The sequence below is a fragment of the Roseomonas fluvialis genome (assembly GCF_022846615.1).
GTDB classification, from domain to species: Bacteria; Pseudomonadota; Alphaproteobacteria; order Acetobacterales; family Acetobacteraceae; genus Neoroseomonas; species Neoroseomonas fluvialis.
The window spans coordinates 2714642-2731405 of record NZ_AP025637.1 but is presented as its reverse complement, the minus strand read 5'-3'; the positions used below and the strand labels follow the sequence as shown (position 1 = coordinate 2731405).

The window sequence follows — 16764 nt, the reverse complement described above, 5'->3', positions numbered from 1 at the left end:
TGCCGGCGTTGTGCCCGCTTTGCGCGCGCTTCGCGCGTGCGGCATATGCGCGGGCGTGAGCCTTTCGCCGATCGGCGCCTTTGCGCGCAGCCACGACCCGGACCGCTTCCTCTGCGCCCTGTTCGCCGCGCCGGAGCGGCGCGAGGCGCTGTTCGCGCTGATCGCGCTCAACCACGAACTGGCCCGCGCGCGGGAAGCCACGACCAACCCGATGGCCGCGCTGATCCGCCTGCAATGGTGGCGCGACGCGATCGAGGAAGCGCGCCTGGGCCACCCGCCGCGCCGCCACGAGGTGGCCGCGCCGCTGGCGCAGGCGATCGCCGCGGGCGCGCTGGAGCCGGGCGCGCTGCTGGCGCTGGTCGATGCGCGCGAGGCCGAGGCGGAGGAGGCGATCGCAACGGAACAGGATTTCGTCGCGTGGCTGCGGGGCACGGCCGGCGGCTGGTCGGCCGCGGCCGGCTTGGCGCTCGGGGTGGATGCTGCGCAGGGCGAGGTGCTGCGCGGCCTGGGCGCCGCCTATGGCCTGGCCGGCGCGCTGCGCAGCATTACCGCCCATGCGGCGCAGGGGCGTTGCCTGCTGCCGGCCGACCGGCTCGCGCAGGTGGGGCTGTCGGCCGAGGCGGTGATCGCCGATCCCGGCGTCCCGGCGGTCGTTTCCCTGGTGCGCGAGATGGCAGCCGAGGGGCTGGTGGCGCTCGGCGCCGCGCGGCGGGACGTGCCGGCGGGCGCGATCGCGGCGGCGCTGCCGGCGGTGCTGGCGCAGCGCGACCTGGCACGGCTGGCGCGCGGCCGCACAGTGCCCGCGGGGCGCGGCGTACTGGACCGGCTGGCGGTGATGCGCCGCGGCGCCGCCGGGCGGCTGTAAGGCGGCGGCGCGATTGACAGGCGCGGCGCCGCATTGCCAAGGTCCGGCCCGGCGGAGCGGGAGGCATCGTGGCGGTAGCGAGCGTCGGCGAGGGGCAGACCAGCGTTCCCATCGTCATCTACGCCTTCGACCGCCCCGACTACCTCGACACGGTGTGCGCGGGCCTGCTGGCGCAGCGCCAGGTCAGGCCCGATCCACGGCGCGTGTTTCTGCTGCAGGACGGGGTGGTATCGGCGCTGACCGGCCACCGGCAGACCCGCCCGCCGCTGGTGCAGCGGAGCATCGAGGTGTTCCGCCGGCACTTCCCGCAGGGCGAGGTGCTGGCCGCGCCGCACAACCTCGGCATCGCGGAGAACATCATGCGCGGGCAGCGCCTGGTGTTCGACACGCTGGACAGCGACATCGGCTACTTCTTCGAGGACGACCTGGAGCCCGGCCCATACTACCTGGCGGCGCTCGAGGCGATGCGCGTGGCGACCGAGACCTTCGCCGACCAGGTCGCCCATTTCGCGGCCTATGGTCCGGTGCCCGGCGCGGTGCCGGGGCCGCGCGTGGGCTGGTGCCAACTCGACAGCCACTGGGGCTTCGGGCTGCGGCGCGAGCCCTGGCGGCGCATCCATGCCGGGCTGCAGGATTGGTGGGAGGAGATCCGCCGCAACGACTACCGCGCGCGCAACCGGCGCCGCCTGTTGTACCTGTGGCGGCGCCGGCGCGCGGCGGGCCCGGTGGTGGCGCAGGACATGGCGGCGGCGACGTCGTGCCTCGAACTCGGGCTGGCGCGGTTGAACACCACGGTCTGCTTCGGGCGCTACATCGGCGAGAGGGGCGAGCATTTCTCGCCAGCCATGTTCAGCGAGCGCGGCTTCACGGGCATGCGCTGGGACGATGGCCCCGACTTCGCGTTCGACCCGCTGGAGGAGGGAGCAATCCGCGCGATTGCCGACGAGGCCTTCCGGATCGGCGCGGAGTTCCGGGAGAACCGGCTGGAGGCCACCATCGCCGAGACCGAGGCGGCGATGACCGATGCCGACCGCCTGGTCACGGCGGAGGATGTCCACATGCTCTGGAACCTGCTGCTCGACCGGCCGAAGGCGCCGCGCGCGCAGGTCGAACGGCATGCCGGGCGCACCACGCTGCGCGCGCTGCGGCGCAGCATCGTCCGCCTGCACGAATTCCAGCACCAGACCGGGCCGTGAGCCGCCGCAGGCGCGGTGCGCGCACATGATCGAGGGCGTCGCGGCCGGGGTGACCGACATTCCGGTCATCATCTTCGCCTTCGACCGGCCGGACTATTTGGCGACGCTGTGCCGCGGGCTGCTGGCGCAGACGCAGGTGAGGGTGGATCCGTCACGCGTGCACCTGGTGCAGGATGGCGCGGTCTCGGTGCGGACCGGGCGGCGACATGCCGTACCAGGTCGCATCAAGCGGTCCATCGCGGTGTTCCGGGAATACTTCCCGCAGGGCCATGTGCATGCCTCGCCGCACAACCTCGGCATCGCGGAGAACATCCTGCGCGGACAGGTGCTGGCCTTCGAGACGTTGGACGCGCCGGTGGCGTATTTCCTCGAGGACGACCTGCAGCCCGGCCCGCTGTACCTCGCGGCATTGGAAGCGATGCGCGAGGCGAGCGAACCCTTCGCGGCGCGCGTCGCGCATTTCGCCGCCTATGGCGACCATCGCGCGCAGCTGCCCGGACCCGATGTGGGCTGGCGTCCGCTTGGACATCACTGGGGCTTCGGGCTGCGGCGCGACGCGTGGCGGCGCATCCAGGCCTGGCTACAGCCCTGGTGGGCGGAGATCCGGCGCAACGACTATCCGGCGCGCAACGCGCGCCGCATCCTCGAGGTGTGGCGCGGCTGCCGCGTGGCGAACCGCGTGAGCGCGCAGGATGCGGCGAACGAACTCGCCTGCGCCGATCTCGGCCTGGCGCGCATCGCGACCGATGTCTGCTTCGGGCGCTACATCGGGCAGACCGGCGACCACTTCACCCCGGCGGTGTTCCGCAAGCTGGGCTTCGAGGGCATGCGCTGGGCCGAGGCGGAGCGCTTCGTGCTGGCGCCGCTGGAGCCCGCGCTGCTGGATGCCCTCACGACCGGCGCCTTCGCGCGCTACGCGGCGTGGCGGCAGGACCGGCTGGACCAGGTGGTCGCCGAGATGGACGCGGCGCAGGACGACCCGGACAGGCTCGCGAGCGAGGCGGAGATCCGCCGGCTGTGGCACCTGCTGCTGGACCGGCGGGACGTGCCGGCCGTCTATCTCGCGCGCCATGCGGGGCGCAGCACGATCCGGGCTGTGCGGCGGGACCTGGTGCGGCGCGACGAATTCCAGCGGATCACCGGGCCATGACCCGCACCCGGACGGTTGCCTGCATCCGGCCGCGCGCCGCATGAGTCCGCACCAGGAGGACGGGATGCGCATCGCGGGTGTCGAGCAGGGGGTGACCGAGGTCCCGATCGTCATCTTCGCCTTCGACCGGCCGGATTACCTGGCGACGCTGTGCAGCGGGCTGCTGGCGCAGACACAGGTGCGGGCGGATCCGTCGCGGGTGCACCTGCTGCAGGATGGCGCGGTTTCGGCACGCACCGGGCGGCGGCATGCGCGCCCGGCCGACATAATGCGGTCGATCGCGGTGTTCCGGGAGCATTTCCCGCAGGGTCAGGTGCATGCCTCGCCGCACAACCTGGGCATCGCGGAGAACATCCTGCGCGGACAGGTGCTGGCCTTCGAGACGTTGGACGCGCCGGTGGCGTATTTCTTCGAGGACGATCTGGAACCCGGCCCGCTGTACCTCGCGGCGCTGGAGGCGATGCGGCACGCCAGCGAGCCCTTCGCGGACAGCGTCGCTTATTTCGCCGCCTACGGCGACCGGCACGGCGCGCGCCCGGGCCCGACGGTGCAGTGGCGGCCGCTGGCAAATCTCTGGGGCTTCGGGCTGCGGCGCGACGCGTGGCGGCGCATCCAGGACTGGCTGCAGCCTTGGTGGGAGGAAATCCGGCGCAACGACTACCGTGCGCGCAACCAGTTGCGCATCCTGGAGTTCTGGCGGACCAAGCGCATCGCACGCAACGCGACCTCGCAGGATGGCGCGATGGAAGCGGCCTGTGCCGACCTCGGGCTGGCACGCGTGGCCACCGATGTCTGCTTCGCGCGCTATATCGGGGCGACCGGGCAGCATTTCTCGCCCGAGAAGTTCCGCTCGAGGGGCTTCGAGACGATGCGCTGGGCGGAGCAGGAGGTGTTCACCTTCGCGCCGTTCGACGCGACCATCCCGGCCCGCTTCGTCGCCGGCGCCTTCCGGGCCTTCGAGACCTTTCGCCAGGAGAAGCTGGACGCGCACATCGCGGAGCTGCGGTCGCGGGTGGACGACCCGGACCGCCTGGCGAGCGAGGCGGAAATCCGCGACCTGTGGCACCTGCTGCTGGACCGCCGCGACGTGCCCGCGCCGTACCTCGCGCGCCACGCGGGGCGCAGCACGATCCGCGCCGTGCGGCGCGACCTGGTCCGCCACCAGGACTTCCAGCGCATCACCGGGCCCTGAGGCGTCAGGCGCGCTTGCGCTTGCGCGCGGGTGCCTCGGTGCGCGCGAGCAGCGGCGCGAGGAAGCGGCCGGTGTGGCTTTCCGGCGTGGCGGCGATGTCCTCGGGCGTGCCTTCGGCGACCATGCGCCCGCCGCCCTCGCCGCCCTCGGGGCCGAGGTCGAGCACCCAGTCGGCGGTCTTGATGACCTCCAGGTTGTGTTCGATCACCACGACGGTGTTGCCCTGGTCCACCAACGCGTGCAGCACTTCGAGCAACTTGCGCACATCCTCGAAATGCAGGCCGGTGGTCGGTTCGTCGAGGATGTACAGCGTGCGGCCGGTGGCGCGGCGGGAGAGTTCCTTCGACAGCTTGATGCGCTGCGCCTCGCCGCCCGACAGCGTGGTCGCCTGCTGGCCCAGGTGGATGTAGCCGAGGCCGACTTCCTTCAGCACCTTCAGCTTGTCGCGGATGGCCGGCACCGCGGAGAAGAACTCCACGCCTTCGTCCACCGTCATGTCGAGCACGTCGGCGATCGACTTGCCGCGGAACTTCACCTCCAGCGTCTCGCGGTTGTAGCGCTTGCCCTTGCAGGTGTCGCAGGTGACGTAGACGTCGGGCAGGAAGTGCATCTCGATCTTGATGAGGCCGTCGCCCTGGCAGGCCTCGCAACGGCCGCCCTTCACGTTGAAGGAGAAGCGGCCGGGCTTGTAGCCGCGCGCGCGGCTGTCGGGCATTTCGGCGAACCAGTCGCGGATGGGCGCGAACAGGCCGGTGTAGGTCGCGGGGTTGGAGCGTGGGGTGCGGCCGATCGGCGACTGGTCGATGTCGATGATCTTGTCGAGGTGCTCGAGCCCTTCGATGCGGTCGTGCGGGGCAGGCACTTCGGCGGCGCCCATCAGGCGGCGCGAGGCGGCCTTGTAGAGCGTCTCCACCACCAGCGTGGACTTGCCGCCGCCGGAGACGCCGGTGATGCAGGCGAAGGTGCCGAGCGGGATCGACGCCGTCAGGTTCTTGAGGTTGTTGCCGGTGGCGCCGACGACGCGCAGCTGCTTCTTCTTGTCGATCTTGCGGCGCGTGGCGGGGACTTCGATGCGCCGCGCGCCGGAGAGGTACTGACCGGTGAGGCTCGCGGGGTTGGCCATGACCTCGGCCGGCGTGCCTTGCGCGATGACGCGCCCGCCGCCCGCGCCGGCGGCGGGGCCGATATCCACGAGGTAGTCGGCCTGGCGGATCGCATCCTCGTCGTGTTCGACCACCAGCACGGTGTTGCCGAGGTCGCGCAGGCGCCGCAGCGTGGTCAGCAGGCGTTCGTTGTCGCGCTGGTGCAGGCCGATGCTGGGTTCGTCGAGCACATACAGCACGCCGGTCAGGCCGGAGCCGATCTGCGAGGCGAGGCGGATGCGCTGCGATTCGCCACCCGACAGCGTGGCCGAGGACCGGCTGAGGCTGAGGTAGTCCAGCCCGACATCCACCAGGAACTGCAGGCGGTCCTCGATCTCGCGCAGGATGCGGCGCGCGATCTCCTGGCGCTGCGGCGTGAGGGTCGCCATCACCGTGCCGAACCAGTCGCGCGCGCGGCGGATCGACAGGTCGCTGACCTCGGCGATGTGCTTGCCGGCGATCTTCACCGACAGTGCCTGCGGCTTCAGGCGGAAGCCGGTGCAGGTCGCGCAGGGCTTGTCGGCCTGGTAGCGCGACAGGTCCTCGCGCACCCAGGGATTGTCGGTCTCCTTGAAGCGGCGCTGCAGGTTCGGGATGACGCCTTCGAAGGGCTTCTTCACCTCATAGGCGCGCAGACCGTCCTTGTAGCGGAGCGTGACGACGTCATCGCCGGTGCCGTGCAGGATCTGCTGGCGGACCTGCGCCGGGATGTCCTGCCACGGCGTGGTCATGGCGAACTTGAAGTGGCGCGCGAGGCTCTCGAGCGTTTGCGTGTAGTAGGGCGATTGCGCGCCGGTCCAGGGCATGATGGCGCCGTCCTTCAGCGAGACATCGTCCTGCGGAACCACCAGCTGCGGGTCGAAGAAGGTCTCGGTGCCGAGGCCGTCGCAAGCCGGGCAGGCGCCATGGGGCGAGTTGAAGGAGAACAGGCGCGGCTCGATTTCCTCGATGCTGAAGCCGCTGACCGGACAGGCGAATTTTGCGCTGAACACCGTGCGTTCGGCGGTGTCGGCGTTCTCGGCGTAGGCGATGCCTTCGGCGAGACCGAGCGCGGTCTCGAAGGAATCGGCCAGGCGTTGCGCCACACCCTCGCGGACCACGATGCGGTCGACCACGATCTCGATATCGTGCTTCAGCTTCTTGTCGAGCTTCGGCGCCTCGCTGATCTGGTGCAGCGTGCCGTTGATCTTCACGCGTTCGAAGCCGCGGCGCTGCCAATCAGCGAGTTCCTTGCGGTATTCGCCCTTCTTGCCACGCACGACGGGCGCGAGCAGCAGCAGGCGCGTGCCCTCGGGCATGCCCATGACGCGGTCGACCATCTGGCTAACCGTCTGCGCTTCGATCGGCAGGCCGGTGGCGGGCGAATAGGGAACGCCGACGCGCGCCCAGAGCAGGCGCATGTAGTCGTGGATTTCCGTCACTGTACCCACGGTGGAGCGTGGGTTGTGGCTGGTGGTCTTCTGTTCGATCGAGATGGCGGGCGACAGGCCCTCGATCGAATCGACGTCGGGCTTCTGCATGAGTTGCAGGAACTGCCGCGCATAGGCCGACAGCGACTCGACGTAGCGGCGCTGGCCTTCGGCGTAGATCGTGTCGAAGGCGAGGGACGACTTGCCCGAGCCCGACAGGCCGGTGACGACGGTGAGCGTGTCGCGCGGGATGTCGAGGTCTACATCCTTCAGGTTGTGCTGGCGCGCGCCGCGGATTCGGATCTGGCCGGTCATGATCTTGGGGGACTCCGGGGCGGGGCGCCGCTGGTGTTCTGGTGATGTTCTCACCATATATGCGGCTGGTTCGGCAAGCTGGAAAGGGGCGCCGTGCGGGCACGCCGGCGGGTGGGCCAAGGGTGGCCCCGCGGCCGGCGCCGGGCTAGTGTGACAGCGTCAAACCAAGGGACTGCGCGGCATGGCGGGCATCAACAAGGTGATTATCCTGGGGCGGCTCGGCCGCGACCCCGAGGTGCGGAATTTCCAGAATGGCGGCAAGGTCGTGAACCTGCGCATTGCAACCAGCGAGCGATACAAAGACCGCGAAGGCAACCAGCAGGAACGTACCGAGTGGCATTCGGTCGCGATCTTCAACGATCGCCTCGGCGAAGTGGCCGAGAAATACCTGCGCAAGGGCAGCGAGGTCTACATCGAGGGCCAGATCGAGACCCGCAAATGGGCCGACAAGGATGGGCAGGATCGCTACACGACCGAAGTCGTGCTGCGCCAATACCGCGGTGAGTTGCAGCTGGTCGGCGGGCGCGGCGGCGGGGCCGGCGACGATGGCGGCGGCGGATATGCCGAACGCTCCGGCGGCGGTGGTGGTGGGTATGGCGACCGGCCATCCGGCGGAGCACCGCGCGGCGAGGGCGGCGGCGGCGGGTCGTCGCGCGCGCCGTCGCGCGGAGGCGGCTGGGATTCCAAGAAGACCGACCTCGACGACGAGATTCCGTTCTGACCCCATCGTGGTTGACGGGCGCGCGGGCGCGGGGCCTATGGCGCCGCAGCCCCGCGCGCCGCGCCGCGTGACCCACGACATCGGATCGAGTTTGCCCGCGTGAGCGACCCCAGCACCCCCGAGCAGCCCCCCTTCGACACGCAGCCCGTGGCTCTCGAGGAGGAGATGCGCCGCTCCTACCTCGACTACGCCATGAGCGTGATCGTCGCGCGCGCCTTGCCCGACGCGCGCGACGGGCTGAAGCCGGTGCACCGGCGCATCCTGTTCGCCATGCAGGAGGCCGGCTACACGGCCGACAAGCCGTATCGCAAGTCGGCCCGCGTGGTTGGCGACGTGATGGGCAAGTATCACCCGCATGGCGATGCCTCGATCTACGACGCCATGGTGCGCATGGCGCAGCCGTTTTCGATGCGCGTGCCGCTGATCGACGGGCAGGGGAATTTCGGGTCCGTCGATGGCGATCCGCCGGCGGCGATGCGCTACACGGAAGCGCGGCTGGCACCATCCGCCATGGCGCTGCTGGAAGGAATCGACGAGGACACGGTCGATTTCCAGGCCAACTACGACGAGAGCGCGGAAGAACCGCGCGTGCTGCCCGCCGCCTTCCCGAACCTGCTGGTGAACGGCGCGAACGGCATCGCGGTCGGCATGGCGACCAATATCCCGACGCATAACCCGACCGAGATCATCGACGCCACGCTCGCGCTGGTGGCGGACAATTCGCTGACGCTCGACGACCTGATGAGGATCGTGCCCGGGCCGGACTTCCCGACCGGCGGGTTGATCCTGGGGCGCGCGGGCATCCGCTCGGCCTTCGAGACCGGCAGGGGGTCGATCCCGCTGCGCGCGCGCGCCGAGATCGAGGAGATGAAGGGCAACCGCCAGTGCATCGCGGTCAGTGAGATCCCGTACCAGGTCAACAAGTCCACGCTGCTCGAGAAGATCGCGGAGCTGGTGCGCGCCAAGGCGATCGAGGGAATCTCGGACCTGCGCGACGAATCCGACCGCTCCGGGATGCGGATCGTGATCGAGCTGAAGCGCGATGCGACGGCCGAGGTGGTTCTGAACCAGCTCTATCGCATGACGCAGCTGCAGACCTCCTTCGCGGTGAACTTCCTGGCGTTGAACAACGGCCGGCCGCAGCAGATGGGGCTGAAGGACGCCCTGATGGCGTTCATCGCCTTCCGCGAGGAGGTCATCCTGCGCCGGTCGCGCCATCGTCTGGCCAAGGCGCGCGAGCGGGGGCATCTGCTGATCGGCCTGGCGATCGCCGTGGCGAACATCGACGAGGTGATCCGCGTGATCCGCGCCAGCGCGGATGCCGCGACGGCCCGCGCCGCGCTGATGGACCGTGCCTGGCCGGCCGGCGATGTCGGCGTGTTGCTGGCGCTGGTGGACGACTATCGCAACGTCATCACGCCGGAGGGCACGGTGCGCCTGACGGAAGAACAGGCGCGCGGCATCCTGGAACTGCGGCTGCAGCGGCTGACGGGCCTCGAGCGCGACAAGATCACCGGCGAACTGGGCGAAGTGGGCGATCGCATCCGCGACCTGCTCGACATCCTGGGCAGCCGCGCGCGCCGCATGGAGGTGATGACCGCGGAACTGCTGAAGGTGCGCGCGGAGATCGCCTCCCCGCGCATGACGCAGATCGTCGACCACGTCGCCGACGTCGATGACGAGAGCCTGATCGAGCCTGGTACCATGGTGGTGACGCTGACGCGCGACGGCTACGTCAAGCGCACGCCGCTCGATACCTTCCGCGCGCAGGGGCGCGGCGGGAAGGGACGCACCGGGGCCGGCACGCGCGAGGACGATGTCGTCATCCGGTCCTTCGTCGCGCATACTCACCAGTTCGTGCTGTTCTTCACCAGCCGCGGCATGGCCTTCCGCGAGAAGGTCTGGCAGTTGCCGGAGGCGAGCCCGACGGCGCGGGGGCGTTCGCTGCGCCAGGTGCTGAACCTGCAGGATGGCGAGAGCGTCACCGCCGTGCTGCCGCTGCCACTCGACGAAACCCTGTGGGAAGGCCTGCACCTGGTCTTCGCGACCCTGCACGGCAATGTGCGGCGCAATCGGCTGTCGGATTTCCGCAATGTGCGGTCGTCGGGCCTGATCGCGATGAAGCTCGGGGAACGCGACAGCCTGATCGGCGTCTCGACCTGCCGCGAGGGCGATGACGTGATGCTCGCGACCAGGCTGGGCCGCTGCATCCGCTTCCAGGCGGAACCCGATACGCTGCGCCTGTTCGCCGGGCGCGATTCGGATGGCGTGCGCGGGATCCGCCTGCAGGAGGGCGACAGCGTCATCGCGCTGTCCGTGCTGCGCCACATCGAGGCCAGCCCGGCCGAGCGCGCGGCCTATCTCAAGGCCGCCGCGGCCAAGCGCCGTGCCGGCGACGAGGAAGCCGAAGCCCCGACCGCCGCCGACGACGCCGAGGAGCCGGTCGTCGAGATCGCGCTGACCCCCGAGCGCTTCGACGAACTCGAAGCCGCCGAGGAGATCATCCTCGCCGTCACCGATGGCGGGTTCGGCAAGCGCACCTCGGCGCATGAATACCGTGTCACCGGTCGTGGCGGGCAGGGCATCACCGGCATCACGCTGTCCAAGCGGACCGGGCGCGAGGTCGTCGCCACCTTCCCCGTGCGCCCCGGCGACCACCTGATGCTGGTGACCGATGGCGGCCAGCTGATCCGCATTGAGTCCGATGACGTGCGCATCACCGGCCGGCAGGGCATGGGCGTGACGTTGATGCGGCTGTCGGACGGGGAGCGCGTGATCTCCTGCTTCCCGATCGCCGACGAAGGCGAGGACGACGAGGCGGCAGCCGACCATGATTGAACGCGTTGCGCTCTATCCGGGTACCTTCGACCCGGTCACGAACGGGCATCTCGACGTCATCGGCCGCGCGGCGCGGCTGGTCGACAGGCTGGTGGTCGGTGTTGCCATCAATATCGGCAAGGGCCCGTTGTTCGAGCTCGAGGAACGGGTCGAGCTGGTGAAGGCCGAGACCGCCGCGATCGCCGAGCGCAGCGGCACGATCATCGAGGTGAAGCCCTTCGAAGGGCTGCTGGTGCATTACGCGCGCGAGGTGGGCGCACGGATGATCGTGCGCGGCCTGCGCGCGGTGTCGGATTTCGACTACGAGTTCCAGATGGTCGGCATGAATCGTCGCCTGGACCAGGAGATCGAGACGGTCTTCCTGATGGCGTCCGAGACCAATCAGTTCATCGCCTCCCGTCTGGTGAAGGAGATCGCGAAGCTGGGCGGAGACATCTCCGGCTTCGTGCCGAGGACGACGCTGGAGCGCACGCTGGCGAAGCTGCGCGCAACATGAAGGGAGACGCACATATGGACCGCAGGACGCTTCTGGGCGGCGCTGCCGCCGCATTCGGCCTCGCCGCCTGCGCGCAGGAGGCGCCGGCCCAGCCCGCGACGCCGCCCGATCCGGAGAACATCCTGGTGCTGCAGCTGCCCGCGGGCGAGGTGCGCATCCAGCTGCTGCCCGATCTCGCGCCCAACCATGTCGAGCGTATCAAGACGCTGACGCGCCGCGGCTTCTACGACAACACGCCGTTCCATCGCGTGATCGAGGGCTTCATGGCGCAGGGCGGCGACCCGACCGGCACCGGCACCGGCGGGTCGAACCTGCCCGACCTGGCGGCCGAATTCAGCCCGCCGTCGCGCGCGCGCTTTCTGCGCGGCACGGTCGGCGCGGCGCGGTCGCAGAACCCCAACAGCGCGAACAGCCAGTTCTTCATCATGTTCGCGCCGAATGCCGGGCTCGATGGGCAGTACACCATCTGGGGCCGCGTCATCTCCGGCATGGACGCGGTCGACCGCATCAAGCGCGGCGTCGGCCAGTCCGGCATGGTGCCGCAGCCGCCCGACCGCATCCGCACCGCGCGCATCGCCGCCGATATCCGCTGAGGAAACTTCGATGACCGAGACCACCGCCGCCGATCCCGAGAACACGCTGATCCTCGAGATCGAGCACGGCACCATCACCATCGCGCTGCGTCCCGACCTCGCGCCCAAGCATGTCGAGCAGATCAAGGCGCTCGTGCGCCGCGGGTTCTACAACGACGTGCCGTTCCACCGCGTGATCGAAGGCTTCATGGCGCAGGGCGGCGATCCGACCGGCACCGGTACCGGTGGGTCGGACCTGCCGGATATTCCCGCCGAGTTCTCGGCCCCAGGCGTGGCGCGTTTCCAGCGCGGCACCTGCGGCATGGCGCGCACCAGCGACCCGAACAGTGCGAACAGCCAGTTCTTCATCATGTTCGCCCCCGCCTCGAGCCTCGATGGGCAGTACACCATCTGGGGGCAGGTGACGTCCGGCATGGACGTGGTCGACAAGATCAAGCGCGGTGCCGGCATGTCGGGCATGGTGCAGGGCCCGGACAAGATCCGCACGATGCGGGTGGCCGCCGACGCGGCGTGAGGCTATCACCCCGGCGCCAGAGACGACCCGGCGCCGGGTCCGGCGTGCCCGTAGCTCAGCCGGTAGAGCACGTGACTTTTAATCATGGGGTCCCGGGTTCGAGTCCCGGCGGGCACACCATTTTCTGCCACGGCGTCCAGCAACGCGCAGGCCGGAAGGGCCTCAGTGCTGGTCCTGCTTCGGCGCGGCCGACAGGAGCGCCAGCACGGCGTGCAGGATGCGCACCGACCCTGCATCGCCACGCTCATGCGCGTCGGCCAGCGCCGCGGCCACCGCCGAGGTCGCCGCTTCGATCGGATGCGACGGCTTTACTGAATGTTGTGACGATGCGCGTGTGACGCGATGAACTCTCAACATGTCTCTGACCCCAAACACTGCCTGACCCAACAATCACGAGAGAATGCGCTTCCCGTGACTGTCGCCAACGAAGATTTCACCCGTTACTGCAAGCCTGACGACCTATTCACGGGCCCATCACGCGTGTTCGCGTCTAGGATCAGCAAGCGCTTTCCCTACAAAATCAGGGCGCGCGTGAGTATCGGCCAATGCGACCATGGGTTGCGGCCGGAGCAGGATACTTCTCCATTTCGACTGCCCTCGCGGTCCGTCATTGCGTGGCGCTACCCTTCGACTCCGCAAGCAGCCAGGATCCCGCCGGCGCGATGACAGGCCGCCCCTCCCGCCAGGCCTGGATGATCGTCGGCGGGGGGTTCATCGCCTTCACCGTCTCCGCCAGCCTGATGCACGCCTACACCGTGTTCCTGCTGGCCTTCATCGACGATTTCGGCTGGTCGCGCGCGGATGCGAGCCTGGCCTATTCGGTCGGGCAGATCATCGGCGGCGTATCCTCGCCATTCGTCGGCTCGCTTGTGGACCGGCTGGGCGCGCGGCGGATGGTGCTGCTGGGCGGCTGCCTGCTGACGGCAGGGCTGCTGGGCAGTTCGCAGGCGACGACGCTGTGGCAGGTGGTGATGCTGTACGGCGTCGTGATGACTTTGGGGGCGAACTGCATCGGCCTCGTGGTCTTCGTGCCGCTGGTGTCGCGGTTGTTCGTGGCGCAGCGGGGGCTCGCGATATCGCTGCTGCAATCGGCCAACGGGTTCGGCCGTGCCATCAGCGCGCCGATCGCACAGTGGGTGGTGGACGAGGCTGGCTGGCGCAACGCCTACCTTCTGCAGGCAGGCATGATGGGACTGCTGGTGATCCCGCTGGCGGCGATGTTCCGCCGCGCGGAATCCGCCATCCCCGCAGGGGCGGCAGGGGCGGCGCAAGCGGTGGACGGGCGCGCCTGGACACTGGCGGAGGCCGCGCGCACGCGGCATTTCTGGCTGCTGTTCCTGGTCTATATGCTGACCAGCATCGGCAGTTTTCTGGTCTCACTGCACCAACTGGCCTTCGCGGTGGGGCAGGGGTTCGAACCGCTCTACGCCGCCTTCGTGCTGGGGATGGGGTCGCTGCTCGCGCTGCCGGGGGTGATCCTGACCGGCACGATCTCGGACTACATCGGGCGGGAACGGGCGGCGATCCTGGCCTATGCGATTTCCATCGTGGGGGTGGCGGCGGCGCTGCTGATCGAGGGCGCGGACCAGCACCTGATGCTGTGGCTGCACGCCTGCTTCTTCGGCATCACCTGGGGCGCGCGCGGGCCGGCGATCACGGCGAAGACCGCTGACCTGTTCGGTGGGCCGCGGCTGGGCACCATCCTGGGCGTGATCACGGTGGGGTCTGGGCTGGGAGCGGGCATCGGCGCCTGGGGCGCAGGGCTGCTGTTCGACCTGACGGGGACGTATCGGCCGGCCTTCTGGTTGTCGATCCTGGCGTATGCGACGGGGGCGGTGGCGTTCTGGGCGCTGCGACGGCCTGTCGCGCGGTGACGCGCGCGGGAGTGGGTGCGCTGTGACGCGCGCGGGAGAGCGGGCGCGGTGACGCGCGCGGGAGTGGGTGCGCTGTGGCGGACGCCTGCGGGGCGTGCGTTGACCGCCCGTACCGCGCGCGACAGGCTGCCCGGGTGAAACGCCCCAGCCGGCCATGACCATCGAAACGCGCCAGGATGCGCTGCGCAGGCTCTGGCTCGGAATCTTCTTCATGTGCGTGGCGACTACCGCCTTCCCGATCATGAACGGGATGGTGCAGATGCTCAGTCGCACCTACCCATCCGAGCAGATCATCTGGGCGCGCACCGCGGGGCATCTGGCGGTGGTGCTGCTGCTGGTGGTGCCACGCTACGGGTTCGAGGTGCTGGCCACGCGCCGGCCGGCGGCGCAGATCTCGCGGTCGCTGCTGCTGCTCGGTTCGACCACGCTGTTCTTCTTCGCGGTGAAGAACGTGCCGCTGGCCAAGGCGGCGTCGATATCGTTCATGACGCCGTTCTTCGTGACGTTGCTCGCGGTGCCCATGCTTGGCGAACGGATCGATGCGAAGCGCCTGGCCGCGGTGCTGGTGGGCTTCTGCGGCGTGCTGGTGGTGATCCGCCCGGGCAGCGAGGTTTTTCAGCCGGCCTCGGTGCTCATCGTGGGTTCGGCCTTCTGCTATGCGGTCTATCAGGTGTTCACGCGCAAGGTGGCGGGCATCGACCGGCCCGAGACATCGGTGATGTATTCGGCGCTGGTCGGCACGGTGGTGATGAGTTGCGTCGTGCCCTTCGTCTGGACCACGCCGCACAACCTGACCGATGTCGCGCTGTTCCTCGCACTCGGGCTGCTGGGTGCAGGCGGGCATTGGTGCGTGGCAAAGGCGATGACCTATGGACAGGCGAGCGTGATTTCGCCTTTCCAGTACTGGCAGATGATCGGCTCGGTCGCGGTGGGCTACGTGGTCTCGGGCATGTTCCCCGATGCCTTCACCTGGGTTGGTGCCGGCATCATCGTGGCCTGCGGGATGACCCTCGCGGTGGCGGAGAGCCGGCGCCGCTGACCCCTGGACAGGCTGCGCGCGCCGCCGCAACGATGCTGCCAGGGACGGAGACGCGGGCATGGCACGAAGCAGCAAGATCGTTGCGGATTTCGACGCGGCGGTTGCCGGGATCCCCGATGGCGCGACCATCGCGTTCGGCGGTTTTGCGCTGCCGGGGTCGCCCTTCAACCTGATCGCGGCGCTACTGCGGCAGGGGGCGAAGCGGCTCACCTGCATCGGCAACACCACCGGCGGCGCGCACAAGCCGCGCAACCCGGATATCGGCATGCTGGTGGAGAACGGGCAGGTCGCGAAGGTGATCTGTTCCTTCACCGCCGCGCCGCGCGCATCGGACCAACTGCCCTTCACGCCGTTCTACGAACGCGGCGAGGTGGACGCCGAGATCGTCCCGCAGGGCACGCTGGCCGAGCGGCTGCGCGCCGCCGGGGCGGGCATCCCGGCTTTCTACACGCCGACCGCGGTGGGCACCGAACTGGCGCAGGGGCGCGAGACGCGCGTCATCAACGGCCGCGAGGTGCTGCTGGAATACGCGCTGCCGGCCGATGTCGCGCTGCTGCGCGCGCATCAGGCGGATGAGGCCGGCAACCTTCGCTTCCGCCGCGCGCAGCGCAACTTCGGCCCGCTCATGGCAACCGCCTCGACGCTGGTCATCGTGGAGGTCGAGGAACCCATCCTGCCCGCCGGCGCAATCGACCCCGACGACGTGCACACGCCGGGCATCTACGTGCATCGCCTGGTGCACATCCCGCCCGATGGCATCGGTCCCGGCCGTAAGGGAGACGCGTCATGAGCTGGACCCGTCCGCAGATGGCCGAGCGCCTCGCGCGCGAATTGCAGGATGGCTGGATCGTGAACCTCGGCGTGGGGATGCCCACGCTGGTCTGCGACGTGGACCTTGGCGACCGCGAGGTGATCTTCCATGCCGAGAACGGCGTGATCGGCTTCGGCCCCGTCGCCGCGCCCGGCCACGAAGACGTCAACCTGGTCGATGCCAGCCGCCGCCACATCACGCTGAACCCCGGTGCGGCCATCGTTCACCATGCCGACAGCTTTGCGCTGATCCGCGGCGGACGGATCGACGTGACCATCCTGGGGTCCTACGAGGCCGCGGCGAATGGCGACTTCGCCAACTGGAAGGTGAAGGGTGCCAAGGGTGGCGTGATCGGCGGCGCGATGGATCTCGCGGCCTGTGCGAAGCGCGTTTTCCTGATGCTCGAGCACCGGATGCGGGACGGCACGCCGCGGCTGCTCGCGCGCTGCACGCTGCCGATCACCGCGCGCGGCGTGGTGACGCTGGTGGTGACCGAGCTCGGCCTGTTCTCACCGGCCGGCGAGGCCTTCAAGGTGCACGACCTGGCACCGGGCGTGAACCTTGACGATGTGCGCGCCGCCACCGCCTGTCCCGTCACGGAGTGATTCC

Annotated in this window: 14 protein-coding genes and 1 tRNA gene; 14 read left to right on the top strand and 1 reads right to left on the bottom strand. The window is 69.4% G+C overall.

Going from position 1 to position 16764, the window contains the following annotated elements; genetic code table 11:
* Positions 1 to 55: 55 nt before the first annotated feature.
* The 4 genes from MWM08_RS13205 to MWM08_RS13190 all read left to right on the top strand — a co-directional run bounded on the left by MWM08_RS13205 (position 56) and on the right by MWM08_RS13190 (position 4403).
* Entirely contained in the window at positions 56 to 865 is an 810-nt protein-coding gene (locus tag MWM08_RS13205) for a squalene/phytoene synthase family protein (RefSeq protein ID WP_244459896.1), read from the top strand.
* A gap of 68 nt (positions 866 to 933) precedes the next feature.
* On the top strand, positions 934 to 2061 hold the full coding sequence (locus tag MWM08_RS13200) for a hypothetical protein (RefSeq protein ID WP_244459895.1): 1128 nt from the start codon (positions 934 to 936) through the stop codon (positions 2059 to 2061).
* Positions 2062 to 2086: 25 nt separating this feature from the next.
* Positions 2087 to 3211, top strand: coding sequence for a glycosyltransferase family 2 protein (locus MWM08_RS13195; RefSeq protein WP_244459894.1), 1125 nt, complete (start codon positions 2087 to 2089; stop codon positions 3209 to 3211).
* 40 nt (positions 3212 to 3251) lie between these two features.
* Positions 3252 to 4403 carry a hypothetical protein gene (locus MWM08_RS13190; RefSeq protein WP_244459893.1) on the top strand — a complete coding sequence of 384 codons (1152 nt, stop codon included), beginning with the start codon at positions 3252 to 3254 and terminating at the stop codon, positions 4401 to 4403.
* Between the two features lie 4 nt (positions 4404 to 4407).
* Here the strand turns inward: MWM08_RS13190 and uvrA are convergent, their stop codons facing one another.
* Positions 4408 to 7269, bottom strand: coding sequence for an excinuclease ABC subunit UvrA (uvrA, locus tag MWM08_RS13185; RefSeq protein ID WP_244459892.1), 2862 nt, complete (start codon positions 7267 to 7269; stop codon positions 4408 to 4410).
* A 181-nt stretch (positions 7270 to 7450) separates the two neighbouring features.
* Between uvrA and ssb the strand changes: the two genes are divergently transcribed.
* The 10 genes from ssb (at position 7451) to MWM08_RS13135 (ending at position 16760) form a co-directional block, all read left to right on the top strand.
* Positions 7451 to 7990: a single-stranded DNA-binding protein gene (gene ssb / locus MWM08_RS13180; RefSeq protein WP_244459891.1), complete on the top strand. Its 540-nt coding sequence runs from the start codon at positions 7451 to 7453 to the stop codon at positions 7988 to 7990.
* A gap of 99 nt (positions 7991 to 8089) precedes the next feature.
* Positions 8090 to 10828 (top strand): DNA gyrase subunit A, encoded by a 2739-nt coding sequence (gyrA, locus tag MWM08_RS13175; RefSeq protein WP_255751403.1) that lies wholly within the window; start codon positions 8090 to 8092, stop codon positions 10826 to 10828.
* Positions 10821 to 11324, top strand: coding sequence for a pantetheine-phosphate adenylyltransferase (gene coaD, locus MWM08_RS13170; protein ID WP_244459890.1), 504 nt, complete (start codon positions 10821 to 10823; stop codon positions 11322 to 11324). Before gyrA ends, coaD begins: the two co-directional genes overlap by 8 nt.
* Before the next feature lie 14 nt (positions 11325 to 11338).
* Positions 11339 to 11917, top strand: coding sequence for a peptidylprolyl isomerase (locus tag MWM08_RS13165; protein WP_244459889.1), 579 nt, complete (start codon positions 11339 to 11341; stop codon positions 11915 to 11917).
* 10 nt (positions 11918 to 11927) lie between these two features.
* Positions 11928 to 12431 (top strand): peptidylprolyl isomerase, encoded by a 504-nt coding sequence (locus MWM08_RS13160; RefSeq protein WP_244459888.1) that lies wholly within the window; start codon positions 11928 to 11930, stop codon positions 12429 to 12431.
* 44 nt (positions 12432 to 12475) lie between these two features.
* A tRNA-Lys gene (locus tag MWM08_RS13155) sits at positions 12476 to 12551 on the top strand.
* Positions 12552 to 13093: 542 nt separating this feature from the next.
* On the top strand, positions 13094 to 14305 hold the full coding sequence (locus MWM08_RS13150) for an MFS transporter (protein WP_244459887.1): 1212 nt from the start codon (positions 13094 to 13096) through the stop codon (positions 14303 to 14305).
* 154 nt (positions 14306 to 14459) lie between these two features.
* Positions 14460 to 15344 carry a DMT family transporter gene (locus tag MWM08_RS13145; RefSeq protein ID WP_244459886.1) on the top strand — a complete coding sequence of 295 codons (885 nt, stop codon included), beginning with the start codon at positions 14460 to 14462 and terminating at the stop codon, positions 15342 to 15344.
* Between the two features lie 58 nt (positions 15345 to 15402).
* Entirely contained in the window at positions 15403 to 16134 is a 732-nt protein-coding gene (locus MWM08_RS13140; protein ID WP_244459885.1) for a CoA transferase subunit A, read from the top strand.
* Positions 16131 to 16760 carry a CoA-transferase gene (locus MWM08_RS13135; protein WP_244459884.1) on the top strand — a complete coding sequence of 210 codons (630 nt, stop codon included), beginning with the start codon at positions 16131 to 16133 and terminating at the stop codon, positions 16758 to 16760. The genes MWM08_RS13140 and MWM08_RS13135 overlap by 4 nt, the downstream gene beginning before the upstream one ends.
* Positions 16761 to 16764 lie beyond the last annotated feature (4 nt).